This window comes from Arthrobacter sp. ISL-69 (assembly GCF_018613775.1).
GTDB lineage: Bacteria > Actinomycetota > Actinomycetes > Actinomycetales > Micrococcaceae > Arthrobacter.
The window spans coordinates 251,592-277,430 of record NZ_JAGGPO010000011.1 but is presented as its reverse complement, the minus strand read 5'-3'; the positions used below and the strand labels follow the sequence as shown (position 1 = coordinate 277,430).

The following is a 25,839-nucleotide window of genomic DNA, read 5'->3' as shown; positions in this document are numbered from 1 at the left end:
TCCCCAGCTTGGACCAGAACGGGGTGAAAAGCATGTCTGACACTGAGAGCATCAGCAAAGTCACGGAGATCATCAACGGGTCCTACATCGGGATGCTGACCTCCATCAACGAAGAAGGCGCCCTCGTCAGCCGCCCGCTTGCCGTCCAGGAAGTAAAGGACGACGGCGACATGTGGTTCTTCACGTCATCGGAAACTTCCCAGGTGGCGCACGTCCGCGCCAATCCGCGGGTGAATGTGTCCTTCGGGAAGAACACCGATTGGGTGTCAGTGGCCGGCACGGCTGAAGTGGTCACGGACAGGCAAAAGATCCACGAGATGTGGAACCAGGTGGTTGAAGCATGGTTCCCGGACGGACCGGACACACCGGAAGTGGTCCTGCTGCGGGTCGACTCGGATTCGGCGGAGTACTGGACCAGCCCCGGCGGCAGGGCGGCAACGGTGCTTCAGTGGATCAAGTCCAAGGTGACGCACAGCGGCATGAGCGTCGGCGAGAGCGGAACCGTGGACCTGTAGTCCTCACTGCTGTTGCCGGAGTGCTGACAGCACCTCCGGCAGCAACACGTCGTTCCGTCCCCACACCGGGTCCAGGACCTCCACGTACCAGGAATCGGCCAGGACCAGGGCCAGTGATTCGTTGGTTTCATCCGACCAGTCGCGGAGCTGGTCTTCGTCCACGGGGATTTCGCTGGACCCGAGGACCGTAACCACGTCGGCTCCGTCGAACGTGACCGGTACTGCCGCAGCGCTCGTTTCACCAGGGGCATGGCCGATGGTGATGAGCTCGGACCGGGTGGACAGGGCCATAAGTTCGGCCGCCGCCGCTGCGCTGCAGAAACCGGTCACGTACTGGCGCTGTGCATGGCCGTCGTCGGAGCGCACGCCCGGCTGGGATTCCTTCGTGAAGAGCCCGTTTCGGTTGATTTCCGCGAGGTCGGCGGCGATGGGCCGGGTCTCCTCGTCGAAGCTGGGCGCAAAGGTGCCGGGCTGGTATTCGCTCCGGGACTCAAGCCACCGGGCGGTGAGTTCACCGGCCGCTGCGAGCGTGGTGGCCTGCCGCCAGACTCCCCGGTCCGATCGCAACCTGCCGTGCTGGTCTCGTGTGTCCGTGACTAAAGGCTCCATTATGGGATGCTACCGCCGCCGGCTCAGGTGGGCCCAATGTCACCGACACACCGGTTAACGTCCGGGCGGCCAATTTCCCGCGGCTTACGGCGGCTCGGGCGTCTCACGTGGAAGGCACGCCTGCTGCAGCTTCCGCCCGCCCCAGGGCATGTTCCAGCCGGGCGACGGCGGGAAGGTAGCCCGCGGCTTCGACGGCGCGGAGGCGTTCGGCTTCCTTCATGGCCTTGATCAGGGCCGCCGTTTCGGGCCGGCGCACGTCTGTCATATCCGGGAAGTCGATGCAGCACGCGGGATCGAGCTCGTAGCGCTGCCACCGGGCCAGCACCGTGCGGTGGCGTGCGGCCGCAGCCTCCAGGTCCTGGTGTGTGGCGGCCCGGTGCAGCCGCTCTTCCTGCCAGGCCAGCACGCGGGGACTCCACACAAACGATGCCGCCGCCGTGAATGCGGCTAGGGAACCCGTTGCCAGGCCCAGCCACGGTGAAGCGAGTGAGGGGATCAGGACAGCCGGGAATACGATCACCAGTCCGGCGAAGGCGTCCCAGAAGACGGCGTCGAGCTGCCCGGCGTCGCGCCTGGCGTGGTACCGCGCCGAAAAGACCGCACCGGCCACGCCGCACACCACAACGACGCCGCAGACGGCCAGCTGCAGGGGCCCCATTGGGACCGACTCCGTGATGACAGACACCGCTCCACCTCCGACGGAACCTGACCGGGGTGGCTCGGTTCCGCTAATTCCATTGGAATCCCGGCAGCCCCGGCCGTCAATGGGCAGGACTACGGACGTGTCTCGCCGCGAACTTTTTGCGGCCCGGGCCCGTTCCGGCGCGGGCGGCGCACGGGTAGCCTAGGCACCATGCGACTAAAAATGTGCAGCATCCACGTCAAGGATCCGGCCGCGGCCCACCAGTTCTACACGGAGACCCTGGGCTTTGAGACCCTCATGGTCATGCCCGAATACAACCTGTACATCGTGAAGGATCCCGGCTCCCACGGTGGCAGTTCCGCGTCTGTGGGGGTGCTGCTGGAGCCCAGCGACAATCCCATTGGGGCGGACTACATGAACGGCCTGCACGACGCCGGGATTCCGGCGATCGTCTTCGGCGTTCCCGACGTCCGGGCCGAGTACAAGCGGCTCACTGCCCAGGGCGTCAACTTCCAGGCCGAACCGACCGAGGACCCCACCGGCATCTCAGCGGTGCTGGACGACGGCTGCGGGAACTTCGTTCAGCTGCACCAGGACTAGGGCAGGACCAACGGCTCGGGGTCTGGACCGGACCCGCACCAGGGCTGGTACTGTGGCCGCATGACTGCAGCTTTGGTTCGGCCCAGGAATGGCAAGATGATCGCCGGCGTCTGCGCCGGCCTAGCGGCAAGGTTCGGTATTTCAAAAGCCCTCGTCCGAATTGGCTTTGTGCTGTTCGGCCTGTTCGGCGTGGGTGAGTTGGTCTACATCGCGTTGTGGATCGTTATGCCGAAGGAGTGACTTCCTGTCCTGAGGCAGCCTCGGACGGCCGCTGGGTGAGGCTCCAACTGGTGAGGAAGTCGAGTTGATCCTGCGCGCCGGCTACCGCTCCATCGACACCGCCGCCGCCTACCAGAACGAGGAAGCCGTCGGCCGTGCCATCAGGAACAGCGGCATCGCCCGCGACGAGCTGTTCATGACCACGAAGCTGTGGATCCAGGACCCCGGCGAGGACAACACCACGCGCGCATTCGAGAGCTCCCTGAAGCGCCTCGGTCTGGACTACGTCGACCTGTACCTGATGCACCAGCCCTACGGCGACTACTACACCCAGTGGCGCGCCATGCAGGATCTCCACAAGGACGGGCTGTCCCGCGCGATCGTGGTGTCGAACTTCCATCCGGACCGGCTAATGGACCTGATTACGCACAGGGAAAGAACAACCTCTTCTCCGATCCGACCCTGACCTCCATCGCCACAGCCCACGGCAAGTCCGTCGCGCAGGTGATGCTGCGCTGGCTGATCCAGCGCAAGTCGGTGCGGCCCGAGCGGATGGACGAGAACCTGGACGTCTTCAACTTCGAGCTCAGCTCCGAAGAATTGGCGCTCATTGCGGCCATGGACACTGAAGCGTCGTTGTTCTTCGACCACCGCGACCCCCAGATGGTCAGCTTCCTCGGCCAGCGCCGCGTTGACTGACCGGTCCCCTGCATAGGGTCGACGACGGCGCTCGGTTATCAGGGCGTATCGCAGCCCGGGTTGTTGCGACCGCGCCTAGAGACCGCCCCCTGCTGCAGCGGCGGTAACAGCCGTGACGGCCAACTTCCGCACGGTCGCGGTCCCCCCTTGCGCGAACACGGATAGCTGACCGAACGCGGCCGGCGAACCGTTACGTGCCGCCGGGAAGACCAGGTCCGTGATGCAGGCCTGGCCGCCCTGGGCAAACACCTCAACGGAGCAGAGGTCAACCACGATCTCCAGTTTGAGGACGCCGTCCTGCAGTGCGACGGGGCACCTGTCCACCGAAGCGAAGAGCGGATGGAAGTCCGTGTTCCCGGAGCGTGTTCGGTCCACCACCAGTTCGCTACTTGCGGCCTCGTAGTAGATTTCCGTTCCCCCGTCGTGACCGGCCGCTCCTGCGCCGAGGACGAAGCCGAAGCGCTGGGCGGTAATCGACTCGAATTCGGCCCGGATGATGAGGGCAGCCCCGCTCCGCACTGCAGGAATGTCGAGGGAGCTGTTGTTGATTCCTACCGGTTCGGAAATCACAAAAAACGGCGCGGGCACCATGTCCGGAAGAACAGGATTCTGGATCAGCGCCGGCCGTCCCTCAACAGTGGCCAGGCTGACCACCCTGGCCAGGGACATGGGTGAACGCCACGGCCACGTGGGAATCTGGTTGGCGTAGTCCCAGTTGTTCATCCAGCCGATCATGATCCTGCGGTTTTCCGGGGCGTTGGTGAAGGACACGGCCGCGTAGTAGTCCCGCCCCCAGTCAAGCCATTGGAAGGTCTTCAGTAGCTCTGCGGACTGGCGGGCTTCGAAAGCCGGCGCTTCGCCCGCTGTGCCGGACTGTGACTGGGCCGCGTTTATGACCGGGGATACATCCGGAGTGAAGCGGACGCCGTCGAAGTCGCCAATGAAGTACTGGCCGCCGGAGCCGCCGGCCACCGCGCCGGGGTTGATGTTCACGGTCAGGACCCACCTGGTCTTCTTCGGGTCGCTGTCAAGGGGAAGCGGAAACAGGTCCGGGCACTCCCATTCGCCGCCGATCGCGTTGGCGGGCCCGAATTCGCTGAGCAGTTCCCATTCGCGCAGGTTGGGGGAACGGTAGAACAGGACCTGGCGGGCGAGGGCCTCCACCGCCACCATCACCCAGTAGCCGCCGTCCGGGTTGGAAACACCAAGGCGGGAATCACCAGGGCCGGAGTACCAAAAGACTTTCGGGTCGCGGAAGTTGGCTGAGTCCCTTGTCAGCACGGGGTTGGCCCCGAACTTGGTCCAGGTCATCCCCGAGTCGGTGCTGTAGGCGAGCGACTGTGCCTGCCTTCCGCTGTGCGGCGACGCATCCTTGAAGGCGCTGGTGTAGACGGCCACCCAGGGCGGGGAGTCCGGCGATCCCAGGCCGGAGGTGTTCCGGTGATCCACCACGATGCTTCCCGAGTAGACATCCTCGAGGTCGTCGCAGGGTATGGCTACCGGGTGCTCGGTCCAGGCGAGAAGGTCCGTTGATGCGGCGTGGCCCCAGGACATATTTCCCCAGACGTTCGCGAAGGGGTTGTTCTGGTAGAAGAGGTGGTACGTTCCGTCGTCGTAAACCAGTCCGTTGGGATCGTTGAGCCACGTATCAGCGGCGGTGTAGTGCAGGACCGGGCGGCAGTCCGTTGTGCCGTCAGTGGCGCCCGCGGACGGAAGCGTGCGGATCTCAGTCATGGGAGCTCCGGGCAGCCGGGAGCCGGGCAGGTGTGCGTCATGTTCGTCCTCGGGTGTAGGAAGGGCGTCGGTGGAGGGTCCGGCTGGAGGGGTTAGGCGGCTGGCGCTGCAACCGAGTCCCGCACAACCAGCGGGCATTCCAGGACGGTGGGGTGGGCTGCGAACAGCGCCAGGTCGGTTTTGCCCTCGATGGCGTCGATCAGGTTTTCCGTGGCCCAGGCACCCATTTCATAGTGGGGCAGTGCCACGGTGGTGAGGGCCGGGTGGAGGTTTTCGGCGATGAGTTCCTGGTTGTCGAAGCCGACCACCGAGAGCTCGTCCGGAATCCTGAGGCCCAGTTCGCTGGCGGCCCTGTACGCGCCCATGGCCATGCGGTCGTTGTAGCAGAACACGGCCGTGGGCCGGCTCTGAGGTTTCAGGAGACGCAGCGCCGCCTGGTAACCGCCGGGGACTTCGGAGGGCTCGGACTGGACCAGTTCTGCGTGGAACGGCAGCCCGGCATCTGCCAGCGTTTCCTTGAAGGCCTTGAGCCGTGAGTGGGTTGCCGGCACGTCGTCGGTGTTGTTGAGCATGCCGATCCGGGTGTGCCCGGCGTCGATCAGGGTTTGCACGGCCGACCTTGCACCGCGCACTTCGTCGGGGATGACGGCCGAAACAGTGTGGCTGATGTCTTCGGAGTCCACCAGGACTGCCGGCAGTCCGGCCAGATTCTTGGGGACAGCCAGCTTCCGGTGATACATCGTGGCATACAGGATGCCGTCCACCTGGCGGTCCAGCAGATCCGCCACTTGGCTTTCCTTGGAATTCTGGGAGCTGGTGCTGGTGGAGTTGATGATCATGATGCGGTACCCGCGGGCCCGCGCTGTTTCCTCGGCGCCGAGGATGATCCTGCCTGCGTGGGGAGTGGTGGCGATTTCCTCGCTGATGAAGCCGATCATCCCGGAGCGCTGGGTCCGCAGGGCCTGGGCCAGCCGGTTCGGGCCGTAGCCGAGCCGATGGGCGGCCTCCTGGACCCGTTCCCGGGTTTCGGCCCCCACCCGGGCGTAGGCAACATCGTTGAGGACGTGGGAGACGGTGGTCACGGACACGCCTGCCGCGGCTGCTACGTCCTTGATTCCCACTGACTTGTTCATGCGTCTCCCACGTCCTGTATGTTGTTGCTGATTCTACGTGCGGGCCACAAGTGCATGTGCGGCCTGGAAACCGACTGTTGGTGTGGCCCTGAAGGCGTTAACAGCCCTATCTGCGATAACTTGGGCGTCACTTCCGGAATCAAGGATCGTGTTCCGGGCTGATTCGGAATCGACCATGACGGCCGTAACGGCGAGGCCGTCAGAAGCCTTGGTCGTCAACAGAGCGTCCACCTGAGCCGAGAAGCAGGAGTCACTTGCCTTGGAGCGAACGTCCATCGCCACCACGTGGTTGTTGGAGACGAAGTTGCCAACCCCCGCCATCAGCCGGATGATGACAGGTGTCGCACCCGTTGGCCGGATGCTCGGTGAGTCGATGATCTCGGAGAAGTGGTTGCCGACGACAGAGTTGTTGCTCCCGCTGACACACAGAAGTCCGTAGAGGTCGTTCAGTCCGTTGTCGACTCCCAGGAAGGGCGTCCAGGGCTCGTGGTCACGCAAGAAGTGATTCGTGGCCACGAGGTTCTCTGAACTATTCGCTGCGAGAATCAGGATCCCGGGGTAGAACGAATGCAAACGGTTGTTGGTGACGCTTGAACGCGTGACGCCCTCGAGATGGACGCTGCTCGCACCACGGGGGAAGACGTTGTTCGCGGTTATCAGGAGCCCGCCATGGTTCTCGGCGTAGATCGAGTGACCCTTGAAGCCTGCTCCGACCAAGTTGTCGGTAATCTTTGATGCCTGTCCCCACCCGCGCAGCTCGATGCAGCTTCCGCATTCAGCGATGAAGTTGTCGTGAACGGAAAGCGCGTCCGCGTTGTAGATAGTGAGAGCGTTCTCAAGGTAGACGAACCCCATGCCGGTCACGCGGAATGAGTCATTGGCGTTCGCGACGTAGATACCGGTTTTCCCGTTGACGTAGGTGTTCTCCGGATGCATCCCCGAACCATCCGAGTTGAAGTGCAACCCGTCGATGCAGAAGTTGGAGAATTCGACCGAGCTGATCCGCGGGCTCCCGCTTCGCTCGACGTAGAAGGCGGCTCCCTTGGATTCCTCCCCGTCTCCGCCGAGGGGAATGTCGACGAGAATGCGACTCCCTCCGGGCCAGAGCTCATGCAAGTCGGGCCATTCGTCTTCGGGAACGTTGAACCGGATGCTCGACGACGTAAAGCCGTGTCCCGAGCCATGGATACTGAGGAAGCTGACGTCGATCACCACCTGCGTACGAAGGTGGTAGTCCCCGGGCGGAATGTAGATCACCGCGCCTGGCTTTCCTCCATTGTTCGCATCGGCGACCGTCTGCCGGTCCTTGATGTCAGCGATGATGCTGTTGATTACTTCACCGACGTCCTCGGACGGATTGCCGACGGGCCACGTAGTCACGTCGTAGTAGTTGTTGCTTGACATAGGTTCTCCCCTTTGTGCTGTGGTTTCTCAGCCCTTGACCGCGCCGAGCGTCATGCCTGCGACGATCTTGCGCTGCAAGAGAAGTGTGAGGAGGATGACCGGGATCGAGTAGACGGCGGCCAGTGCCGTCATGGATCCCCAGTCGAGGCCGAACTGGGTCTGGAAATTCGCGATGACCACGGGGGTGGTCTGGGAGCGGATCGCCGTCATGAGGAGGGCGAAAAGGAACTCGTTCCAGGAGGCCAGGAAGGCGAAGATCGCGGTGACCGCGATGCCACCCGAGACCACCGGGATGACCACCCGCCACAGAGCGCCGAGCCTGCTGCAGCCATCCACGGTGGCCGCTTCCTCCAGGTCCTGAGGCACGGCTTCGAAGAAGCTGGACATCAGCCAGATGGAAAGCGGCAGCGAGATGGTCGTGTGGGCGATGGAGAGGGCGATCGGCGTGTCTGCAAGTCCCGCCGCCGCCATCATGGAGGCGAGCGGGATGCCGATGGCCACCGGCGGCACCATCCGGGTGACCAGGGCCGCCATGATGAAGACCCTGCCGCTGGGTGTCTTGTACCGGGTGATGCCGTAGGCAGCGGGGACGGCGAGGACCAGTGACAGGACCGTGCTGATGATGGCCGTCTGCGTGCTGTTGATGAACGAGGCCAGCACCCCGCTCCGGCCGAGGGCGTTGGTGTAGTTCTCCAGCGTCCATTCCCGGGGCAGGATCGTTGGCGGCACCGCGATGGTGTCGATCGGCGTCTTGAAGGAGGTGAACAGCAAGTAGAGGAAGGGGAAGGCGTAGAGCACCATGGCGGCTGCCAGCAGGATCCAGAGCAGCGTCCGGGTGCTGCGCTTTCCGGCCTCGAGGCCTTCGGCGTGGTGCCGGCGGCGGCGGTTGTTGCCGGCCGTCGTCGTCGGGGCCTCCTGGCTGTTGTTCGGGCCGGGAGGCACGACGCCGCCGTGCCGGGGACGGTGGGGCAATTCCCCGGCGGCGTTTCCGCCGGTGGTTCCGCCTCCCGTGGGGCGCGTTTCGGCGATGCTCATCAGTTGTCCTTTCCTGGCCGCCAGATGGTGGCCACCGCGAAGAACGCGACGCCGAGCATCGCCAGCAGGTAGATGGTTCCCATGGCACTGGCCAGGCCCGGATCGCCGAAGCGGATCATGGTGCGGTAGATCAGTAGGCTCATGGTTTCGGAGGCGGACTGGGGTCCGCCGTTGGTCTGGATCAGGATGGTGTCGAAGGCCCGGGCGGCATCGATCCCGCGGACCACCAGCGCCACGGCGATGACCGGCCGCAGCAGGGGCAGGATGATCCGGAACAGCAGCGTGGGGGCCTTGGCGCCGTCGAGGCGGGCGGCCTCGATCAGGTCTCCAGGAATGTTCTGGAGACCGGCGAACAGCACCAGGCACATAAAGGACGTGGTGAGCCAGATATCGGGGACGGCCACAGAGAACAGCACAATGTCCGGGTTGGAGAGCCAGCCGATCTGGTTGGGGTTCTGCAGGATGCCGGCTTGGTGCAGGAGGGTGCCGATCAGGCCGAAGTTGTCGATCATCAGGAACTTCCACAGGAGCCCTGCCACGATCGGGGCGATCATCAGCGGGTAGAGGAACACGGTTCGCCAGACCTCGGATTTGCGTCCCAGGGTGGTGAACAGCAGGGCCATTCCCAGGCCGAGGGCGAATTCGAGAGTGACCACCACCAGGGTGTAGGCCAGCGTGCGCCAGCCTGCTCCCATGAAAGCCTCGGAGGTGAATGCCCGGACGTAGTTGTCCAGGCCCACGAAGTCGCGAGGGCCGCCGGCCATCGGAGAGATCTTGAAGAAGCTGTCCGCGACGAGCCGGAACAGCGGGTAGGCAACGAATACTGCGAGGAACAGGGCCGCCGGAGTCATGAGGTACAGGGCGAAGCGGCGATCGGAGATACGCACGGTTTTCTCTTCTGTTGGTTGGGGCCGTGGCCGGCACCGATGGCATCAGGTGCCGGCCACGGAGTCTTACTTGAGGAGGGCCTGGATCTGCTTCTTGGCATCAGCCAGGAGGGTTGCGGAGTCCCCGCCGGCCACTGCCTTTTGCAGCATGGGAACCAGTACGGTGTCCACGATCTGCTGCCACTTCTCGGTGGCGGGCCGGGTGGCCGTAGCGTCCCCGTTGAGGGTCTGAATGAGCGGCTTGAAGCTCTCGTAGCCGGCCTTGTCCTGGTACTTTTCGAAGGCCGAGATCCTGGAGGCGAGGCCCAGGCTGGACTCGATGCCCATGCTGTTGTGCTCATAGGCGCACTTCACGAACTTCTTGGCGTTGTCCGTGTTCTTGGTGGCTTTCGGGACGCTCAGGTACCAGGGTCCGGGGACGCCTGCCACGCCGGCGGAGCCGCCGATCATGGCCGCCGTGCCCACCTTGCCTGCAATGGGGGCGTCCTTGGGGATCTGCCGGTAGGCGTGGGCCCAGAACCGGGTCATGGCAGTCTTGCCCTGGTTGAAGAGGTTCTGGGCAGCGGCCCAGTCCACCTGCGCCGCGCCCGGGGGAGCCGACCTGGTCATGCTGACGTAGAAGTCGAGCGCTTCCTTGTGGGCGGCGTTGTCGATGATCACGTTGTTGTTTTCGTCCAGGACCATGGCGGATCCCGCCTGCAGCACGTGGGCGAGCCATTCGGTTTCCACCGCGCCCTTGACATCGGTGCCGTACATGCCGTCCTTGGTGAAGAACTCGGAAATGTCCTGGTACTGCTTCCACGTGGTGGGCGCGGCAAGGGCGTAGCCGTACTTGGCCTGGAATTCGGCCTTGTTTTTAGCGTCCTCGAAGAGGTCCTTGCGGTAGAGGATGATTTCGGCGTTGGTCCAGGCCGGCATGCCGATGAAGTGTCCGTCCACCTCGGCTTCCTTCACCAGGGCGGGGAAGATGTCCTTCTTGGCTTCGTCGGTGAACAGTTCGTCGATGGGCTGGACGGCATCCTTGAAACTGGGCAGCCAGACCGAGTCCAGGGCGGCGACATCGAACGACACGGTGCCGGAGGAGAATTCGCTGGAGAGCCTGTTGAACAGGCCGTCGTAGGGGAGTTCGACGAAGTTGACGTCGATCCCGGTGTCCTTCTTGCATTGTTCGGCAACGCCGGTCAGCTCGGCGTGACCGCCGGCTTCAACCAGAACGTTGATGGAGCTGGCAGCGCTTCCGGACGTAGCCGGCCCCCCAGCGCCGCAGGCGGTGGATGCCAGAAGCACCGCGGTGGACAGTCCGCCGACGGCGGCGAGCCTGGAGATCTTGATTCGAGAGGACATTGCTGTCGACTCCCTTTCTATTGGTCTGGAAGTGCGGTTGGGGTGGGACGGGGAACACTAAGTCTCTTGTGAAAAACCGTTTTGCCAAATCGACTTGGCACGACCTTAGCGGAGTTGTTTTGAATGTGTCAAGGGTCACATTGTCTTGCCGCGGAGGTATTGCCCCGCCAGCAGGAATGGGATCTGTCCATCTGTTCTCCGTGGGAGCACAATGAGTACACCTTTACCTTGGTGGTGATGACGCGTGGCGCTGGCAGTCGTGGTTGTTTGTACGTTCTTGCTGCTCGTTGCCGTGGCAATGGTCATCGCTTGGGGAGGACGCTCCGTAAGGGCGCCCGGGGGGCCCGCGTCGACGGCGGATCTTCCCCTGCCTTCATCAGTGCCCGCACAGGACGTTGTCGTGGCGGCCCAGGTTTCCGCACTGCGCCGCTACCTCTGGTGGGCCAACGTGGCAACGGTGGCTGCCCTCGCATCCGGGATCCTGGTGGCGTGGGCCGGCGGCAGGCTGGCGATGCGCATCCTGGCCGCCACCTCGCCGGCGTCGGCCCAGGGGCGGCTGACCGAGGCCGAGGCCAACGTGGGATTTCCCACGATTGAGGGCAGCGTTGCCCTGCTGTTCTTCGGGGGACTCCCTGCCGGCTTCGCCGCCGCGTTCATCTATGTGCTGCTCCGCCGTTGGCTCCCCGCCGGAAGGTGGGCGGGACCGGTGCTTGGAGTGCTGCTTCTCCTGGTCTTCGGCGCCTCCGTGGAACCGTTCCGGGCCGACAACATCGACTTTGCGATTGTGGGGCCGGGCTGGCTGTCCGTGGCGCTCTTTTCCGCGCTGGCCGTCCTGCACGGTGCCGTCGTGGCCGCAGTGGCGGGCGCGTTCAGCGGGCGCCTTCCGCTGCCGTCCCGACAGAACTGGAAGTACTACCTGCCGCTGCTGGCGGCCGTCCTGTTCGTGCCCGCGGGCGTGGTGCTCGGCATCGGTGCACTGGTGGTCATGGTGTGGGCCCAGCTGGCTGCAGTTCTACGGGCAAGGCGGCTGCGTGCCGACCGCGGGACGCGTGTGGTCAGGCCGCCAGATGTCGCCCGCCGCGGAGGGACCGTTGACTGGGCAGGGCGCGGGATTCTCGGCGTGGCAGCGGTGACGGCCTTGCCTCTCTTCGTCACTGCAGTGACGTCGATTGTCTCTCGCTGATCGGCCCTGCCCCGGCGGCGGCACCGTTGATTGCGTCAGTGAGTGCTTCCAACACCTCGTTTTGGGCGCCGCCGGCATCGATCCGGAGGAATCCGGGGAACTCCGGAAGTGCACGGTAGCCCTCGCTGAGCGCTGTCAGTTCGTCGAGTGTTTCGGTGTCGGTCCCGCGCAGCAGGATGCGTTCCAGTGCCTGTTCCGGAGCCAGATCGAAGTGGATCACGAGGTCCGGTTTGGGCAGGCGCCGCAGGAGCCAGGGGAGGAACCGGCCGCGCGGAATCCCGCGGACGCTGCGCAGCCCAAGCTGGCAGTAGACGTGGCGGTCCATGACCACCAGGCCGGTAAACCTGCTGGCGCGGGTATGTGAAACCACCACGTTGAAGGTCCGGATCATGGTTTCCAGGGCATCCGCCAGCCGGGGGCTAAGGGGGATTCCGGAGCGGGCCGACCACTGCGTTAGGTTCCGGCGTCCGGCATGATTGCGCAGGAGCAGCGCCTTGCTGCCGGCCAGACGAGCGGCTTCCACGGCTCCGCGGGCGGCAGTGGTTTTCCCGGCACCGTCAATTCCGGTCAGGACAATCAACAGGGGTGGCTCGTTTCGTCGGGCGGCAGCTCGTGCGCCGCAGGTCGGGTGTCACGGTCGGGTCTCGGAGGTTGTGTGTCGGGAGCGGGGGCTGCGCCAGGGTGTCATTACTCCAACGAGGGACCGGCCCCCGTTGTCCCCGACGGATGCCAGCGGTTGTCGGGTTTGCGCCTGGCGGGGGCCCTGGGGGGGCCGGGCTGTGCCGGTTCAAGGGCGGCGGCGAATCATGTTCGCTGTTCGACGTCCGGATTTCATCCGCCGTTAATGGCGGCCTTCTAGTGTGGTTCCTCAGGCACCATCCGCTAGAAGGGATCCACCATGGCCGATATTGCCGCTGTGCTGGGACGGCTCACCCCGGAAGAGCTCGACGAGCTCCGGGCCCTTGGTCCCCAAGGGCATCTGACCAGGCAACTCATCGATGCCCTGGACAGGGCAGCCGGCGGGTCGGGTGCGGGCCGAGGGTATTACGTGCCTACCGGGAGCGTGAGCGCAACGGGCGGACCGCATCTTGTGCTGCGCAGCGACGTCTCCGCCTGGCTGTTCGGAGCAGCCCCGCAGATTCCGCACGGACAAGCTGCGGACGCCGCAGCCGGGACGTTGCCGACAGGAACCGACTGGTCCGAGCTGCGACCCGGCGACAGGGTGTCCATCGTGCGCGGCAACCGCGTTACGGCGTCGGGCATAGTGGACACCATGACTGAGGATGCCTCCACGGTGTGGGTGCTCTTCGACGGTGTTGCACCGCGGCGCATGTTCCACCGGGGCGACCCGGACGAACTGCGCCCCGTGCGCTAGTTTCCCTGTCAGCGGGGTTGGGCTGTTCCCACACCGCAGCAGTTGGACCTACTCGGCCTTGGCGCGGGCTTTCTTGGCGTCCTTCTTGGCGGCCTCGTCCTTCACACGCTGGGCTTCGGCGCGGACTGCGGCGTGCGTGGAGCGCTCGGTGACCAACCAGGCGGGGGGCGCCTGGAGCAGCGCGGTGATTTCCGCCGACGTGAGGGCTTCCTCGACGCCGCCGCGTGCCAGGCCGCTGATGGATACGTTCAGTTTCTGTGCCACCACCGGGCGGGGGTGCGGGCCGTTGCGGCGAAGTTCGGCCAGCCACTCCGGCGGGTTGGCCTGGAGCTCGGCGAAATCGGCGCGGGTGATAACCGAATCCTGGAACTCCTGGGGTGTTGCGGGCAGGTAGATGCCAAGCTTCTTGGCAACGGTGGCCGGCTTCATGGACTGGGAGTTTGCAGAGGTCATACTTCAAGGGTATCCGGCGGGTGGCCCGTAGGGCACCAAAGCAGCACCATAACAGCACCAAAGCAGTACCAATAGCGCGCCAATAGGAACTAAGCCGACGCTGTGCAGCCCTCGCCGCGGGGCCATCCTCGAGCTCTGGCGGTACTGTGAACGTGTGTCCGCTGAAGAAGAAATCCCGCAAGCACCCGCACCTTCGGAACCGGAAGGACGGGGGCTGCGCTTCGCGTACGTTGCCGGCGTGACGCCGGGGAAATGGATCCGGCGCTGGGAAGAGCGGATGCCGGACGTTCCGCTGAGCTCCTTTATGTCCGACGACGGCGCGCAGCTGTCAGTCCTGCGCGACGGCGCCGCGGACCTCAGTTTCGTCCGCCTCCCGGTGGAGCGCGAGGGCCTGAACCTGATTCCCTTGTATGAAGAGCAGCCCGTGGTGGTTGCCCCCAAGGGCCACGAAATTTCGGTGTTCGAGGAGGTGGCACTGGCCGACCTTGCCACGGAAACGTTCCTGGACGTGACCGGGCTTGGTGGCCCGGAAATGGCGTTGCAGGTGGTTGCCTCCGGCGCGGGGCTCGCCATCCTGCCGATGTCGGTTGCGCGCCACTTCAACGTGAAAGACACGGTGGCGCGGAAGCTCACCGGCGCCCCGACCACGCAAATTGCGCTTGCCTGGTCCAGCGAGCCCAACGACCATGCACCGGACGAGGTGATTGAGGAGTTCATCGGGATCGTCCGCGGGCGGACCGCCCAGAGCTCCCGCCAGCCGTCGGCGCAGGTTGAGAAGCCGAAGAAGGAACCGAAGCCGGACCGGCGGGGGACCGGTGTCAAGAAGCCCAAGGTTGCACAGCGCTACGCCCCCAATCCGGACAAAGGCCGCGGGAAGGGTTCACGCAAGAAGGGAAAGCGCTAAGGCTCCTGCCGTAGGCTGCGCAGTTTTGGACGCCGCGGCCCTTAGGCGGTGCAGGCGTCCTTCAGGGCTGTGACGGACTCAGCGGGGACCTGGTCGCCGGCTTCGGCGATCTGCCGCAGGGGAGTGGTGATCTCCGCCGGCACGCCTGCGGTCTCCGCGCCGGCCACAAGGCCACCCAGCACTTCCTTGTCCTTGACGCTGACGAGCCCGTCTTCCACGAGTGCACAGATCTGGCCCTTGACCTGGTCGGCGGCTGCGGTGGCAACCTGGGATGCTCCGTCGTTCACGGCTTTTTCGGCTGTTTCCTGAACCTGGCCGCAACCGGTCAGCACAACGATGAGGGCGGCAAAGGACAGGGCGGCGAGGCTGGATTTCATCCTCCCACCCTAGCAAGGGCGCCTGTGCGTCGACTGAACCGGGTGCCGGCGGACCGAACCTACGGCGCCGGGCCGCCTGTGCCGCCTGCGTCAGACGGAGACGCGACCCGTGGTGCCGCGCACGATCAGGGCGGGCTCGATCAGCTTGCGGCCGGGTCCGAGGGCGGGGTCCTGGATCCGTGCCAGCAGGGTGTCTGCGACGTCGACACCCACCAGGTCGCTCCGGTTGTCCACGGACGTGAGGTCCAGGTACCGGGATTTGGCCAGCTGGGAGTTGTCGTAGCCGATCACCGAAAGGTCTTCCGGTACGGACAGGCCCCTGGCCTTCGCGGCCGCGAGGGCACCGAGGGCCATGGTGTCGTTTGCGGCGAACAAAGTAGTGGTGTCGGGTTGGTGGTCAAGCACCCAGCACGCAGCCGTGTAGCCGTCCTCCTCTGACGTTCCCTGCGATTCGCCCGCGATCCGGACCTTGAGCCCGGCTTCGACGATGCGTTTGCGGAAGCCCTCACGCCGGTGCGCGGCCGCTCCGTCCGAACCGGAAAGGTGCATCGAAATCAACACGGGCGGATTCCTCCCCGCCGTCCACGTCCCCAACATGGATCAGATCCTGGAAAGCGACGCGGCCCGCGACGACTACCTGGCGATCTTCGAAGGGACCGGTGTCGCGATCGCCGGCCTGAACTGCAACGGCAACCCGCTGCACCCAATGCGTGAGATCGGCGAGAAGCATGCCGAGGACATCCGCCGCTCCATCCGGCTGGCGCACCGGCTGGGACAGGACCGCGTGGTGACCATGTCCGGCCTGCCCGGCGGCGAGCCCGGGGCCACCACGGTCAACTGGGTGGTCAACGCCTGGAACTCGGCCGCCCTGGACGTGCTCGACTACCGGTGGGGCATCGCCGCCGATTTCTGGAAGGAAACCGCCCGGGCCGCCGCGAAGGACGTCCGCGTCAACACCGGGAACGCCGCGCTCTACGGTGTCCTGGACAACAGCTTCCGCCGGCTCTCGCCGGAGGAAAACCGCACCAACCTCGGCGGCGACGAGTGGCCCAACGAATGGCCCCAGGATCCGCTTGGGACTTCGTGGCACTCGGCCGCGGGCACGACACCGCCTACGAGGACACCTCCCTGGGCCGGATCGAAGGCCTCCAGGTGGCATTCGTCTTTTAAATGGCTATTCGGTTGCAAATGCCTGGCCGTGTGCACTGACGTGCTGCACGATGTTCCGGCCAGCCTGTTTCAGGGCTTCGGCTGCCAAGCCGGGGTCGCGGGACGTGTCGTGTGCAGTGATGTCGGTAAGGGCCACAACTCCGGACAGGCCCAGATCGCTGGCTGCTTCCCCGTCGAGCACCGAGGTGCCGACTGCCGCCCACACCGGCGTGTCTGCGGCGCGCGTGCAGACGGCGGAGATGAGTTTGCCGTCCGATGTCTGGGCGTCGAGGCGGCCTTCCCCCGTCACCACCAGGTCGGCCTGCTGCGCGTGCTCATCAAAGCGCAGGAGGTCGAGGAAGTAGTCCGCTCCAGAGACGAGTGATCCGCCCAGAAGCAGCAGTCCGAAGCCAATGCCTCCTGCGCTGCCCGCACCCGGAGTGCCGGCGAGGGCCTCGGCGTCGATCCCCGGAAGCGGTCGGCAGGCGTTGACCAGGCCGTCCAATCCCCGGTCCAACAGGGAGATCTGGGCGGTATCCGCCCCTTTCTGCGGCCCGAAAACGTGTGCGGCACCCTGCAGTCCCCGGAGCGGGTTGGTGACGTCGCTGGCGCCGACGATTGCTGTTCCGCCGAAATTGAAAACGCCGCCCAGGCCCACCTGGACGATCCGGTCCAGCGACCCGCCGTCCGGTTCCACGGCGTTCCCGTCGGCATCCCGGAATTCCGCGCCCAGGGCGGCCAGCATTCCGGCGCCGCCGTCGGTGCTGGCGCTGCCGCCCAGGGCCACCACAATGCGCTCGGGTTTGAGCTGCGCCGCTGCCAGAATCGCCTCACCCAGGCCGCGGCTGGAAGCCGACAACGGACGAAGCGCTCCCCGCAGCGTGGCCAGGCCGCATGTCCCGGCCACCTCGACGACGGCCGTGGTCCCGTCAAACGCGATCTGCGCCTCTGTCATTTCTCCGTCAGCGCCTGTCACCTCGATTGTTCGCGGCTGTGAGCCGGCGAAGACCGCCGCCTCGACGCTGCCGTCCCCGCCGTCGGCCAGTGGCAGGACGGTGACCTCAAGGCGGGTGCCGTTTGCGGTCGACTCGATGCCTGAGCGGATGGCGTCAGCGACGCCGATCGCGTTCAGGCAGCCCTTGAATTTGTCCGGTGCAATCAGGATGCGGACCGGGCGCGCTGCCTCCGGCAGGGCCTCGGCGCGGGAATCGTCGGTTCCGTGGGTGGTATTGGCGGATTGCAGCATGCTGGTGGTCTCCGGTGGGGTCGTTGGATGGGCTTGTGGCTATCGGCAGCCGTGGATTGTCTAACAAGTACACACTCTTGAACGCGAATTGTCTAGCAAGTGCACATGGATAGCAGGTAGTCTTGTCTTTCGGACTCACGTAATGTTGTCCCGAGACTGAGGAGAGTGCCGTGGCCACGCAGCTGATGACCGTATCCGTCGTTCAGGCGATCGCCGACGACATCCGCTCGCGGATCCTGCGCGGGGAGTACCCATCGGACACGTCCTTCACGGAGACGGATGTGGCCGCCCGGTACGAAGTCGCCAGGCCCACAGCGAAGGCCGCGATAGAAAAACTTGTTTCCGAGTCGCTCCTGGAACGCCGCACGAACAAGACAGCAAAAGTCATGACGCTGGGACCGGATGACGTCAGGGACATCTACCTCACCCGGGCACGGCTGGAGAAGGCCGTGTTGCTGGAGCTGGCGGAGTCCCGCACGGTGCCACCGGCCGCCGTCGCCGCTCAGCGCGACCTGGAGAGGATTGACTCGGGTTCCGGCCTGGACACGGTCGACCCGGACATGCGGTTCCACATGGCGCTCGTGGACAGCATCGGCAGCCCGCGGACCAGCCGGATGTACGAATCGCTCGTTTCGCAGGTGAGGCTCTGCATGGCACAGGTACAAGGTTTGGAACTGGTCCAGCCCGAGCGAATTGTCAGGGAGCACCAGCACCTGCTCGACCTTATCGCGGCCGGCGACGGGCCGGCTGCCACCGCATTCCTGGATGAGCACCTAAGCCGGCCCCGGGAACGCCTGGTCGCAGCCGTGGGCGGCCTGCCCGGTCCTGAGGCCGACCTCGGGTCGTCGCTGGACGCGCAGGGCTAAGCAGGCCCTAGCCCTGACGGGCCTTCATCCGTGGATTCTTCTTGTTGATGACGAAGGTCCTGCCGCGGCGCCGCACGATCTGCGCCCCCGGTATCTTCTTCAGTGCCCGCAGTGAGTTCCGTACTTTCATGGGTATTTCTCCTTTTACTTGGGTGGGGGAGTGAGGGTTGTGGCCTGCCTCGGTTAGGAGGTCAGGGTGAACTCGAACGGGTCGGGCAGGTCTGCGGGGCGCGCGTCCATTTCGGCGTCGGTGAGCTGGCAGTCCTCAAGCAGCCGGGCGAATTCCGCCGGGTCGAGGTGTTCACCGGTTGCTGCGATGACGGTTCCGCGATCGCCATGGCCGGAGTGCAAATCCAGGGAGGTGTCGCGGTCCGTTGCCCCACTGGACTGGGGCTGCGCCGTTTGATCGGCCAGCCATGGGCCGGTGTTTTCGAGCCAGACGCGGGGTCCGATTCCCTGGATGGCGATCCTGCAGTCCGGGGCTGTCGCGATCCACAGCCGGCCGCGCAGCCAGCAGCACCCCTCGGCCAGCCTTGCCAGGGCGTCCCGGAAGCGTTCGGCGTGGAGTGGGCGCTGGACTCTTTGCGTGACGGTGACGAAAGGTGAGGCGGGTGCTTGGGCCGGAGTCCGCACGGACCCGGCGATGGTCCTGCCCATGGCCTCTGCATAGTTGTGACTGCCGCGTCGTTCGGCATCCGCGCCGTCAGCGATGCGCGCGTGCGGTGCTAGCTCGTCGAGCAATTGCACGCCACGGGCGCGCTGGTCCGGGTTCACCGGAACGAGTAGTGGATCGGCCAGCAGGACAGTGTCGCTGAAGGCGAGTTCACCGATCAGGAACTCTCCGGGCGTGCGCTGGTCCTCCGGCGTCGGGGTGAACCCGGATTCAAACAGGGTGTGGTGGTCCCAAATATGGTCCTCGAGGGAATCCGGTGCGCACGCCAGCATCACAGAACGGACAGTGAACTGGCTGGTCAAACCCTGTTTGAGGGCGCTGACCGCTGCAGCGGCGGGGACCGCGGGCGGCAAAGCAATGATGACGTGCTCCTCGCCGCGGGCGAGCAGGCGTTCGACGGTCGGGATCACATCCAGGCGCACCGTGCAGCTCAGGCATCCGTGCTCCAGGCGGGTCTCCTCACGGTCCACGGGGGCGTTGGGGCCAAAGACGCGGCGAACGACGACGCCGTCGTCCAGCAGGTCATGCACAACGAGCATGGCCTCAGGATGGGCAGCGGCCAGCATTTCGCAGGCACGCTGGCGGCACAGGACGTCGAGGGAACTGACAACAGTAAGAAGCATGCCTTCACTCTAAATGAGAATCGTTCGCATTTACAACTGATCCTTCGACGCCCCATTAAGGTGCCGTCATCTTCTGGCTCCTTATCAAGGGCCGGCGCCTCGTGGCCTAGCTCCGTTCTTCGGTCCGATCGGTTCGGTCCGCGGCGGCGTCCGTAGGATGGCATACTTCTTGGTGACTGGAATCTGGGGGACACATGACGATCGAGCCGTACCTGATCTGGGCGCTGTTCGTTGGCGGCGCCACCTTTTCATTTGTCCGCGTTGTGCGGAAAGCCAGGCGCCATGAACGGTTGACTGCCGGCTGGCCAAGGGTCCAGGCCATTGTTACCGGAAGTGTGGCTGGATGGAGCAACGGGGCCGGTGGCACGAGCAATCGCCGTCGCTACTTCCCCACCTACCAGTTCGCGGACTCCTACGGGACACTGTTTGCCGGCGAATCCGAGGTCTCTTCCGCCGGCCAGCCTGTCCCGGGAACGTTCGTAGAGGTGACGTACAACCCCCTCAACCCGAACCAGTCATTCCAGGTGTCGTCCCAGAACCGAATCGCGATCGGCTGCCTGATGGCGTTCTTCGCGGTGTTCGCGGTTGTTTCGTTCGTGTTTATCACTCTCTTCGGGCGGGGCTGAGGCGTGCATCCCATGACATCGCCGTTCGTGCTGCTGCCCGGATTGCTGATGGTGCTGGGCCTGGTCCCGGCGGGTCTGTCCCTGGTCGCGTCATTCCGACGGCGGCGTTTGTTCCGCGGCTGGGTGCCGGCGCAGGCCACCGTCACCGGAAACCTGCACGGCACAGACGGTCCAGCCAGCAGCGGCATGCACCGCTTTGCCCCGTCCTACGAGTTCCAAGACGCCCACGGCCAGCGGTGGCTGGGCCAGGCGGATATCTACGGCCCGGACCAGGAGATCATCTGCACTACCATTCCAGTGATCTACAACCCGGCCAACCCCGCTGAATCTACGCGCCCGGCACATTTCGCCAAAGGCCGGTTTGCGACAGGCATCCTCGTGGCCGGCTTCGGGGCTGCAGCGATGTTCGGGTGGCAACTCCGCTAGGTGCAGGCTGGAAGCCGGCTGTGCTTGGTGTTTTACTGGTGTGAAGAACGGGCGCCGCTGCTATCCGCTGTCCCTTCGGGTGCCGACGAACACGAGTCCTTGGAGGTTCTGTGTGAGCGATCGAGACGACTTCATCACTTGGGTTGGCTCCCGCCTCAAGGACGCCGAGATCGCTTTGCACAATGGGGATGCCGCTCCGCGGTTTGCGATCTGGGCGCGTAGGGAGCCGGTCACCGTTCTGGGCGCTTGGATGTCGGGCAGCGGGGCCGAGGAGGTGGGGAACATTTTCCGCCAGCTGGAAGGCTCCTTCTCGGATTGCACGTCGTACTCGCACGAAGTCATCGCGGCCGACGTGATCGGGGACATGGCTTACACCGTGGGCTACGAGCACACAAGTGCCTCGGTGAACGGAGAGCCGAGGACATACACCCTCCGCGTAACCCAGGTGTACCGCCGCGAAGACGGGGAGTGGAAGGTGGCTCACCGCCATGCCGACACGGTGGTGCAGCCGGAAGCGTCATAGGGAGCCCGGCTGGTTCTTGATCTTGGGCTATACGCGCCTGTCCGGGCGGCTCTTTAGGATGGAACTCATGACCCAACCTGTGCCCATGAACTCCCCGACGCCGAACATCTGACCGCGGCGCTGGAACGGACAGAACCCGGAAACAAGACCTAATCAAGGATCTCAGTTTCCGCAGACGCGGACACTTTGGCCTGCTGACCGGGCTCGTCACGCTGGGCGGAGCCTTGATTGGCTGCGGTGCCTTCAGTAACCCGCATGGATCGCAGCTTACGCGGGCTGAGTTCGTATAGACTCTGCGTGTTGCCCCGGACCCCGGTGACTCCCCGTAATGGCGGACGTCACAGGAGGAATTACCGATGCGAGGCAATCAAGTGTTTGGGTGCGCGTCCGTGCACCCGCACCACCAGTCCAGGCCACTCGTTCCTGCGGCCCCGCTTAGAGACGGTGCGGGAACCTTCCGGTCCGGCGGCGCTGCCGATGACACCGGCGGCGCGCCCCCGGCGCCACCGTCGACTGGACCCAACGACAGCCTCCCGATGCAGCCTGGCATGAACCGGCGCCGCCCACCCGACCAGCGTCCCGACGGCGTCGTGGCAGCAGCTGACCTCGACGAACTGCTGCTGGAAGAGATCGAGCGTCTCACGGCAGAGCTGAAGGGACTGGCCGCCCTCTACGTCTCGCTCCGGTCCGCCCCTTCAATCAGTGCCACGGCCCGAGCGGTCGATCTGGACCAAACCCTGGAGAGAATGGCCGCGAAAGCCCTGGACATCCAGATAGTGTCCCGGCATGCATTTCTCCGGAGGCAGTGGCCGAGCGAGGAGTCGGCCTGGGCAGGCGAATTCAATCAGGAATCCGAGTTAGGAAAAGCAGAATGATCAGCACCATCGACGGCGGACTCGAATTTCTCATCGAAACCAATGACGCACATCGCCGTGACGAGTACCTGAACGCCGCAGTCGAAGCAGCGCTCCAATACGCGACGAAAGAGGTCAGGCGCGGCATCTTGGTCACACGCCACGGCCACACTACTTTCACCGTGGCTGTCAGCGGAAAAGTCCCGTACGGGCAGACCTGGGAAGAAAGCAGCCCGCGGTGACCCAACAGGCGCCCTCGTCGTCAAATGTCTCCTCCCGAAACCCACAATGGCCCCGGGGGATCATGGCCACCTCCGGGGCTCTGGGTCAGGGCATTTGATGGGGCCCTGTTAACCTGTTAGAGCCGTAGGACTCCGTTGATTACCGCGGTCGCCGTTTCTGGCAGGCTCCGGTTGTTGGAGCGTGCATGGCTGCGCAACCGTTTGAACGCCTCTTCCATGTCTACGCCCGCCGTGTGGGCTATGACACCTTTGGCCTGTTCAATGAGTACGCGGCTGTTCAGCGCGCTCTGTAACTGTTCGTTGACCAGAGCTGACTCCCTGATGGTGCGTTCCTGCAGGATGGTTATGGTCGCCACATCTGCCAGTGCCTGGCCGATGGACGAATCCTCCTGCGTGAGTGCGCCGGGGTTATCACCGAAAAGGCCCATGGCTCCTATCGTGGTGCCCCGGACGCGCATGGGCACGGCCTGGACTGACCGGAATCCTTGGGAAAGAGCTGCGGTCCGGAACTCGGGCCATTTCCCGCCCATGGTCTCTATGTCCTCCACGACAACGACCCTTCCGGTCTGGTAGCACTCGACGCATGGGCCGTCGCCGGCCCGCAGCTGGAGTATTTCCACAAGTTGGCTTCGTTCGCTCGTGGACGCGACCACCTGCAGATGTCCGTGCGGATCGGCCAGCAACAAGCCCGCAGCCGAAGCGTCGAGCAGTTCAACAGACGACTCGACGAGTGCGTGCAACAGCTCGAGCATGTCGTAGTCGGCAACCAGCGTGTCCGTGATTCTGACGAAGGCCGCGCTGACACGCTCCGCGCGGCTTATGCTCACCATGGGCTCATTTTACTGCAGCCCGGGGCGGCCGGGTGCCTCACGATGCGGAGCGAAACTAAGCCGGCCCTGCAAGACTTCATCCGCGGTTTCGCGCAACGTCAGGGCCTTGGCGAAAGCATGCGCGCGGAGCAGCAACAATGCCTCTGTCGCCGTAGTTCCTGCCTGGGCCAGAACCATCCCGGTCGCCTGGTGAATCTCCCGCCGGGACATAAGGGCTGTGTCGACCGTGGGATCTGTGTCGGGTGAGTTCACGGACAGAACCCGACGAAGAAGATGCCATGCTGTCTCGTCGGCGATTACCGCTGCCGTTGACTGATCGGAGGTGCTCAGACTCCCCGGCGTCGTACGGTGAAGTTCGACCACACCCAGGTCCAGGGCCCCCACGGTAAGGGGGTAAACAAAGATCGCTGCCACCCCCGTCTTTTCGAGCGCCTTGCTGAGGACGGGCCACGAGTATGGAAGCGGGGAATGAACATCGGGGACCAGCACCGGCTGCCGTGTCCGCGCGGCCTCCCATCGAGGACCTTCGCCAAGGTCAAACTGCAGCTCGTCAAGACGGGTTGCGATCGCGCCGCTTGAACATACAAGGGTCTCCGCGCTGGCCCCGCCGAACATGGTCACGGCGGCCCCGTTGACCGGCAAGTGAAGCAGAAACGGGGCGCAGAGGTCCACGCCATCAGTGCCATCCGGGACCGAAGGGGCGAAATCAGGCATCAGTCCGTCCCCGCTCGACGAGTGCGGTCCTGCTGGCGTGTCCAGCGTCCATTTTGAGCCTCAGATCACTTCCCCCGCCGCGGTAGAGCCCGATTGCACGCTGAACCGGAACAACTGGTTTACCGCTAAGAATAGTCCCCTCACTCCGAGCCCGCAGGCCAGCCCCTGACAGGTGCACAAGGCGCTTGCCTTCTACCTGCGGCTGTTGGACCTTCGGCATGTTTCGACCATATGGGCCAGCAGGGCCCTTTCCGGAGCGCCGTGGTAGGCCACACACTGACGCAGCCGTTGCTTGACTTCGGCGAGGGCTGGATCAGGATCGGCGAGAAGCCAATCGATTATTTCCTGTGACTGCACCGCTAAGCGCGATTCCCCGGACTCAGCAGGCAATGGAACAGGGCCGTCGGGAGATGCGGAGTTTGATGTGAGTGGCATTTTTTGCTTCCGGACGGCGCGCGCGAACATTTGCGAAGCCAAGGTCCGGGGCTCACTAATGCAGTGTATGTCCGCAAAGAAGTTCGCGGAAGTGCTGTCGCGGAGTGCGGTTCGGCAACACGTCCCAACTGACGAATGCGCCCCTAACTCCGATCCCCCTGCGGGCACGCTAACAGTCACAGCTGTGGTGCAGGTTCGCCGCCCGTCCACGCGAACGGGTTAACATGCGGGGATAGTTTCCGGATCGCGGAATTCGAATTCCTTGCGTGAAGTTCGACGCCGGACCCGGGCAGCATGCGTTCGGGTGTGTCGAATTTCAGCTCCAAAGGTGTTGTGGGTACGCCAAGAGCACGGGCCCCCGAACCGTCGTCTAAACTTTTCGAAGCATCATCGGTAATGGGGGCAGCCGATCATGGATTCCCCGTGCTATGAGCGCCATCGGCCAACAGAAACGGGAACGTAAGAACTATGAGTCACCCCAGTTACCCTCATTCGCCCCAGAATGACGCCGGAGCAGGAGCTCCCCCGATCCCGCCATCCAGCTTCGGCGGGCCGTACCCGGGTGGACAGCAGGGCGGCTACCAGCCAGGACCCGGTCCGGGGCCCTATGGCCACGTTCCCTACGCCAATGGTCCGGGAAAGTCCTTCGTGACCACCTGGATTCTGTCCCTTCTCCTGGGCGGTCTGGGTGTGGACCGCTTTTACCTGGGCAAGATCGGCACCGGCATCGCCAAGCTGCTGACCGCCGGCGGATTCGGCATCTGGTCCATCGTGGACCTGATCATCACTCTGACCGGAAGCGCCAGGGACAGGGACGGCCGTCCGCTGGAAGGGTACCCGGAGAACAAGAAGATGGCATGGATCGTCACCGGCGTCGTCTGGGTCGTCGGCATGATCGTGGGAACCGTGGTCACGCTCGCATCCTTTGCGTCCGCCGCAGCCATGGTGGAGGAGCTTCAGAAGTCCCCGGCAACACAGTCTGCCGCTGCAGAAGACCCCGCAGCTACCGAAGCGGCGCCCGCCCCGTCCTCGGGAACCGGTACTGATGCGTACTCTTTCGTGGTTACCGTGTCCGAGGGCAACACGGTGAAGGTCAGCGTCGCTGACTCCGTCTATGTCACTGAGATTCCCACCCAGTCCTACATGAAGCCGAACAACGGAGGATTCCTCCTGGTGGAGGTCTCCTGGGAGACACTGACCGGAACCAGCAGCTCCAATCCTGCAAACTTCGAGGCATACGATGCAGACGGCAAGGAAGGCGAACGTATCTACCTGGAGGAGGGGAGCCTGCCGACCGAAACGGACAGCCAAGTTGGGCAGGTCCACAGCGGGGTGATTGCGTTTGACATCAAAAACGGTCCGACCACTATCGCGATCATCGATGACTTCGGCGACAAGGCATCGACCTTCACCCTGACGGCTCCGGTCGGTTAGTAGTCGATCCTCGCCCGGCAACAACCCGCGGCCCCGTTGTGGGGCGGTGGGTTTTTGTTTGTGCAATGCGGGTGTGGTTGGGGT

At 64.5% G+C, this 25,839-nt stretch carries 32 protein-coding genes and 1 pseudogene; 16 read left to right on the top strand and 17 right to left on the bottom strand.

All coding sequences use genetic code 11. From position 1 onward, the window contains the following. Nucleotides 1-32 precede the first annotated feature (32 nt). On the top strand, nucleotides 33-515 hold the full coding sequence (locus tag J7I79_RS07955) for a pyridoxamine 5'-phosphate oxidase family protein (protein WP_214952035.1): 483 nt from the start codon (nucleotides 33-35) through the stop codon (nucleotides 513-515). Nucleotides 516-518: 3 nt separating this feature from the next. On the opposite strand, the gene J7I79_RS07950 is transcribed toward J7I79_RS07955, so the two are convergent. Further along, nucleotides 519-1,124 carry a DUF6919 domain-containing protein gene (locus J7I79_RS07950; RefSeq protein WP_214952033.1) on the bottom strand — a complete coding sequence of 202 codons (606 nt, stop codon included), beginning with the start codon at nucleotides 1,122-1,124 and terminating at the stop codon, nucleotides 519-521. A gap of 103 nt (nucleotides 1,125-1,227) precedes the next feature. Next, a complete protein-coding gene (locus J7I79_RS07945) occupies nucleotides 1,228-1,782 on the bottom strand; it encodes a hypothetical protein (protein WP_214952031.1) in 555 nt (184 codons plus the stop codon). A 195-nt stretch (nucleotides 1,783-1,977) separates the two neighbouring features. Here J7I79_RS07945 and J7I79_RS07940 point away from each other — a divergent pair, with 195 nt between their 5' ends. The 4 genes from J7I79_RS07940 to J7I79_RS24195 all read left to right on the top strand — a co-directional run bounded on the left by J7I79_RS07940 (nucleotide 1,978) and on the right by J7I79_RS24195 (nucleotide 3,285). Then, complete coding sequence (locus J7I79_RS07940) at nucleotides 1,978-2,367, top strand: VOC family protein (protein ID WP_214952029.1); 390 nt, start codon at nucleotides 1,978-1,980, stop codon at nucleotides 2,365-2,367. Nucleotides 2,368-2,427: 60 nt separating this feature from the next. Further along, nucleotides 2,428-2,607 (top strand): PspC domain-containing protein, encoded by a 180-nt coding sequence (locus J7I79_RS07935; protein WP_214952027.1) that lies wholly within the window; start codon nucleotides 2,428-2,430, stop codon nucleotides 2,605-2,607. Nucleotides 2,608-2,671: 64 nt separating this feature from the next. Next, on the top strand, nucleotides 2,672-3,052 hold the full coding sequence (locus J7I79_RS24200) for an aldo/keto reductase (RefSeq protein WP_251042498.1): 381 nt from the start codon (nucleotides 2,672-2,674) through the stop codon (nucleotides 3,050-3,052). After that, on the top strand, nucleotides 3,049-3,285 hold the full coding sequence (locus tag J7I79_RS24195; RefSeq protein WP_251042543.1) for an aldo/keto reductase: 237 nt from the start codon (nucleotides 3,049-3,051) through the stop codon (nucleotides 3,283-3,285). Before J7I79_RS24200 ends, J7I79_RS24195 begins: the two co-directional genes overlap by 4 nt. 75 nt (nucleotides 3,286-3,360) lie before the next feature. On the opposite strand, the gene J7I79_RS07925 is transcribed toward J7I79_RS24195, so the two are convergent. The 6 genes from J7I79_RS07925 to J7I79_RS07900 all read right to left on the bottom strand — a co-directional run bounded on the left by J7I79_RS07925 (nucleotide 3,361) and on the right by J7I79_RS07900 (nucleotide 10,822). After that, complete coding sequence (locus J7I79_RS07925; RefSeq protein ID WP_214952024.1) at nucleotides 3,361-5,019, bottom strand: glycoside hydrolase family 32 protein; 1,659 nt, start codon at nucleotides 5,017-5,019, stop codon at nucleotides 3,361-3,363. Between the two features lie 92 nt (nucleotides 5,020-5,111). Next, entirely contained in the window at nucleotides 5,112-6,152 is a 1,041-nt protein-coding gene (locus J7I79_RS07920; RefSeq protein ID WP_214952022.1) for a LacI family DNA-binding transcriptional regulator, read from the bottom strand. Nucleotides 6,153-6,185: 33 nt separating this feature from the next. Beyond that, complete coding sequence (locus tag J7I79_RS07915; protein ID WP_214952020.1) at nucleotides 6,186-7,556, bottom strand: right-handed parallel beta-helix repeat-containing protein; 1,371 nt, start codon at nucleotides 7,554-7,556, stop codon at nucleotides 6,186-6,188. Between the two features lie 27 nt (nucleotides 7,557-7,583). Beyond that, nucleotides 7,584-8,591: a carbohydrate ABC transporter permease gene (locus J7I79_RS07910; protein WP_251042497.1), complete on the bottom strand. Its 1,008-nt coding sequence runs from the start codon at nucleotides 8,589-8,591 to the stop codon at nucleotides 7,584-7,586. Next, complete coding sequence (locus J7I79_RS07905) at nucleotides 8,591-9,478, bottom strand: carbohydrate ABC transporter permease (protein WP_214952018.1); 888 nt, start codon at nucleotides 9,476-9,478, stop codon at nucleotides 8,591-8,593. The genes J7I79_RS07910 and J7I79_RS07905 overlap by 1 nt, the downstream gene beginning before the upstream one ends. A gap of 66 nt (nucleotides 9,479-9,544) precedes the next feature. Beyond that, nucleotides 9,545-10,822, bottom strand: a complete 1,278-nt coding sequence (locus J7I79_RS07900; protein WP_214952016.1) for an ABC transporter substrate-binding protein — start codon at nucleotides 10,820-10,822, stop codon at nucleotides 9,545-9,547. Between the two features lie 379 nt (nucleotides 10,823-11,201). On the opposite strand from J7I79_RS07900, the gene J7I79_RS07895 reads away from it, so the two are divergent. Beyond that, complete coding sequence (locus J7I79_RS07895) at nucleotides 11,202-12,005, top strand: hypothetical protein (RefSeq protein ID WP_214952014.1); 804 nt, start codon at nucleotides 11,202-11,204, stop codon at nucleotides 12,003-12,005. On the opposite strand, the gene J7I79_RS07890 is transcribed toward J7I79_RS07895, so the two are convergent. After that, nucleotides 11,974-12,588 (bottom strand): thymidylate kinase, encoded by a 615-nt coding sequence (locus J7I79_RS07890; protein ID WP_214952089.1) that lies wholly within the window; start codon nucleotides 12,586-12,588, stop codon nucleotides 11,974-11,976. The two genes, J7I79_RS07895 and J7I79_RS07890, sit on opposite strands and share 32 nt — an antisense overlap. 315 nt (nucleotides 12,589-12,903) lie before the next feature. Between J7I79_RS07890 and J7I79_RS24190 the strand changes: the two genes are divergently transcribed. Next, complete coding sequence (locus J7I79_RS24190; RefSeq protein ID WP_251042496.1) at nucleotides 12,904-13,380, top strand: hypothetical protein; 477 nt, start codon at nucleotides 12,904-12,906, stop codon at nucleotides 13,378-13,380. 48 nt (nucleotides 13,381-13,428) lie between these two features. Here the strand turns inward: J7I79_RS24190 and J7I79_RS07880 are convergent, their stop codons facing one another. Beyond that, complete coding sequence (locus J7I79_RS07880) at nucleotides 13,429-13,833, bottom strand: DUF5997 family protein (RefSeq protein ID WP_104174676.1); 405 nt, start codon at nucleotides 13,831-13,833, stop codon at nucleotides 13,429-13,431. A 154-nt stretch (nucleotides 13,834-13,987) separates the two neighbouring features. Between J7I79_RS07880 and J7I79_RS07875 the strand changes: the two genes are divergently transcribed. Beyond that, nucleotides 13,988-14,737: a LysR substrate-binding domain-containing protein gene (locus tag J7I79_RS07875; RefSeq protein ID WP_214952012.1), complete on the top strand. Its 750-nt coding sequence runs from the start codon at nucleotides 13,988-13,990 to the stop codon at nucleotides 14,735-14,737. A 41-nt stretch (nucleotides 14,738-14,778) separates the two neighbouring features. On the opposite strand, the gene J7I79_RS07870 is transcribed toward J7I79_RS07875, so the two are convergent. Beyond that, nucleotides 14,779-15,114, bottom strand: coding sequence for a hypothetical protein (locus J7I79_RS07870; RefSeq protein ID WP_214952010.1), 336 nt, complete (start codon nucleotides 15,112-15,114; stop codon nucleotides 14,779-14,781). Nucleotides 15,115-15,204: 90 nt separating this feature from the next. After that, nucleotides 15,205-15,663 (bottom strand): substrate-binding domain-containing protein, encoded by a 459-nt coding sequence (locus J7I79_RS07865; RefSeq protein ID WP_251042540.1) that lies wholly within the window; start codon nucleotides 15,661-15,663, stop codon nucleotides 15,205-15,207. Here J7I79_RS07865 and J7I79_RS07860 point away from each other — a divergent pair. Then, nucleotides 15,662-16,284: pseudogene (locus tag J7I79_RS07860) on the top strand (sugar phosphate isomerase/epimerase family protein); the annotation flags it as partial. The gene J7I79_RS07865 and the pseudogene J7I79_RS07860 sit on opposite strands and share 2 nt — an antisense overlap. 4 nt (nucleotides 16,285-16,288) lie before the next feature. Here J7I79_RS07860 and J7I79_RS07855 read toward each other — a convergent pair. After that, nucleotides 16,289-17,509, bottom strand: a complete 1,221-nt coding sequence (locus tag J7I79_RS07855; protein WP_214952008.1) for a glycerate kinase — start codon at nucleotides 17,507-17,509, stop codon at nucleotides 16,289-16,291. Nucleotides 17,510-17,679: 170 nt separating this feature from the next. On the opposite strand from J7I79_RS07855, the gene J7I79_RS07850 reads away from it, so the two are divergent. After that, nucleotides 17,680-18,375: a GntR family transcriptional regulator gene (locus J7I79_RS07850; protein WP_214952006.1), complete on the top strand. Its 696-nt coding sequence runs from the start codon at nucleotides 17,680-17,682 to the stop codon at nucleotides 18,373-18,375. A 7-nt stretch (nucleotides 18,376-18,382) separates the two neighbouring features. On the opposite strand, the gene ykgO is transcribed toward J7I79_RS07850, so the two are convergent. Further along, nucleotides 18,383-18,505, bottom strand: coding sequence for a type B 50S ribosomal protein L36 (gene ykgO, locus J7I79_RS07845; RefSeq protein ID WP_011693081.1), 123 nt, complete (start codon nucleotides 18,503-18,505; stop codon nucleotides 18,383-18,385). 53 nt (nucleotides 18,506-18,558) lie between these two features. Further along, on the bottom strand, nucleotides 18,559-19,671 hold the full coding sequence (locus J7I79_RS07840) for a GTP-binding protein (protein ID WP_214952005.1): 1,113 nt from the start codon (nucleotides 19,669-19,671) through the stop codon (nucleotides 18,559-18,561). Between the two features lie 194 nt (nucleotides 19,672-19,865). Between J7I79_RS07840 and J7I79_RS07835 the strand changes: the two genes are divergently transcribed. From J7I79_RS07835 to J7I79_RS07815, 5 genes are all read left to right on the top strand, one after another. Then, nucleotides 19,866-20,297 (top strand): DUF3592 domain-containing protein, encoded by a 432-nt coding sequence (locus J7I79_RS07835; protein ID WP_214952003.1) that lies wholly within the window; start codon nucleotides 19,866-19,868, stop codon nucleotides 20,295-20,297. 12 nt (nucleotides 20,298-20,309) lie between these two features. Continuing rightward, nucleotides 20,310-20,723, top strand: coding sequence for a DUF3592 domain-containing protein (locus J7I79_RS07830; RefSeq protein WP_214952001.1), 414 nt, complete (start codon nucleotides 20,310-20,312; stop codon nucleotides 20,721-20,723). A gap of 112 nt (nucleotides 20,724-20,835) precedes the next feature. Then, complete coding sequence (locus tag J7I79_RS07825; protein ID WP_214951999.1) at nucleotides 20,836-21,246, top strand: nuclear transport factor 2 family protein; 411 nt, start codon at nucleotides 20,836-20,838, stop codon at nucleotides 21,244-21,246. 356 nt (nucleotides 21,247-21,602) lie between these two features. Continuing rightward, entirely contained in the window at nucleotides 21,603-22,121 is a 519-nt protein-coding gene (locus J7I79_RS07820; protein ID WP_214951997.1) for a hypothetical protein, read from the top strand. Next, a complete protein-coding gene (locus J7I79_RS07815; RefSeq protein WP_251042494.1) occupies nucleotides 22,118-22,342 on the top strand; it encodes a hypothetical protein in 225 nt (74 codons plus the stop codon). Before J7I79_RS07820 ends, J7I79_RS07815 begins: the two co-directional genes overlap by 4 nt. A gap of 116 nt (nucleotides 22,343-22,458) precedes the next feature. On the opposite strand, the gene J7I79_RS07810 is transcribed toward J7I79_RS07815, so the two are convergent. Then, the gene (locus J7I79_RS07810; protein ID WP_214951995.1) at nucleotides 22,459-23,172 is read right to left on the bottom strand and encodes a GAF and ANTAR domain-containing protein; all 714 of its coding nucleotides are present in this window, start codon (nucleotides 23,170-23,172) and stop codon (nucleotides 22,459-22,461) included. A 9-nt stretch (nucleotides 23,173-23,181) separates the two neighbouring features. Then, nucleotides 23,182-23,886 carry a GAF and ANTAR domain-containing protein gene (locus tag J7I79_RS07805; protein WP_214951993.1) on the bottom strand — a complete coding sequence of 235 codons (705 nt, stop codon included), beginning with the start codon at nucleotides 23,884-23,886 and terminating at the stop codon, nucleotides 23,182-23,184. Between the two features lie 1,083 nt (nucleotides 23,887-24,969). On the opposite strand from J7I79_RS07805, the gene J7I79_RS07800 reads away from it, so the two are divergent. Beyond that, entirely contained in the window at nucleotides 24,970-25,755 is a 786-nt protein-coding gene (locus J7I79_RS07800; RefSeq protein ID WP_311380542.1) for a TM2 domain-containing protein, read from the top strand. Nucleotides 25,756-25,839 lie beyond the last annotated feature (84 nt).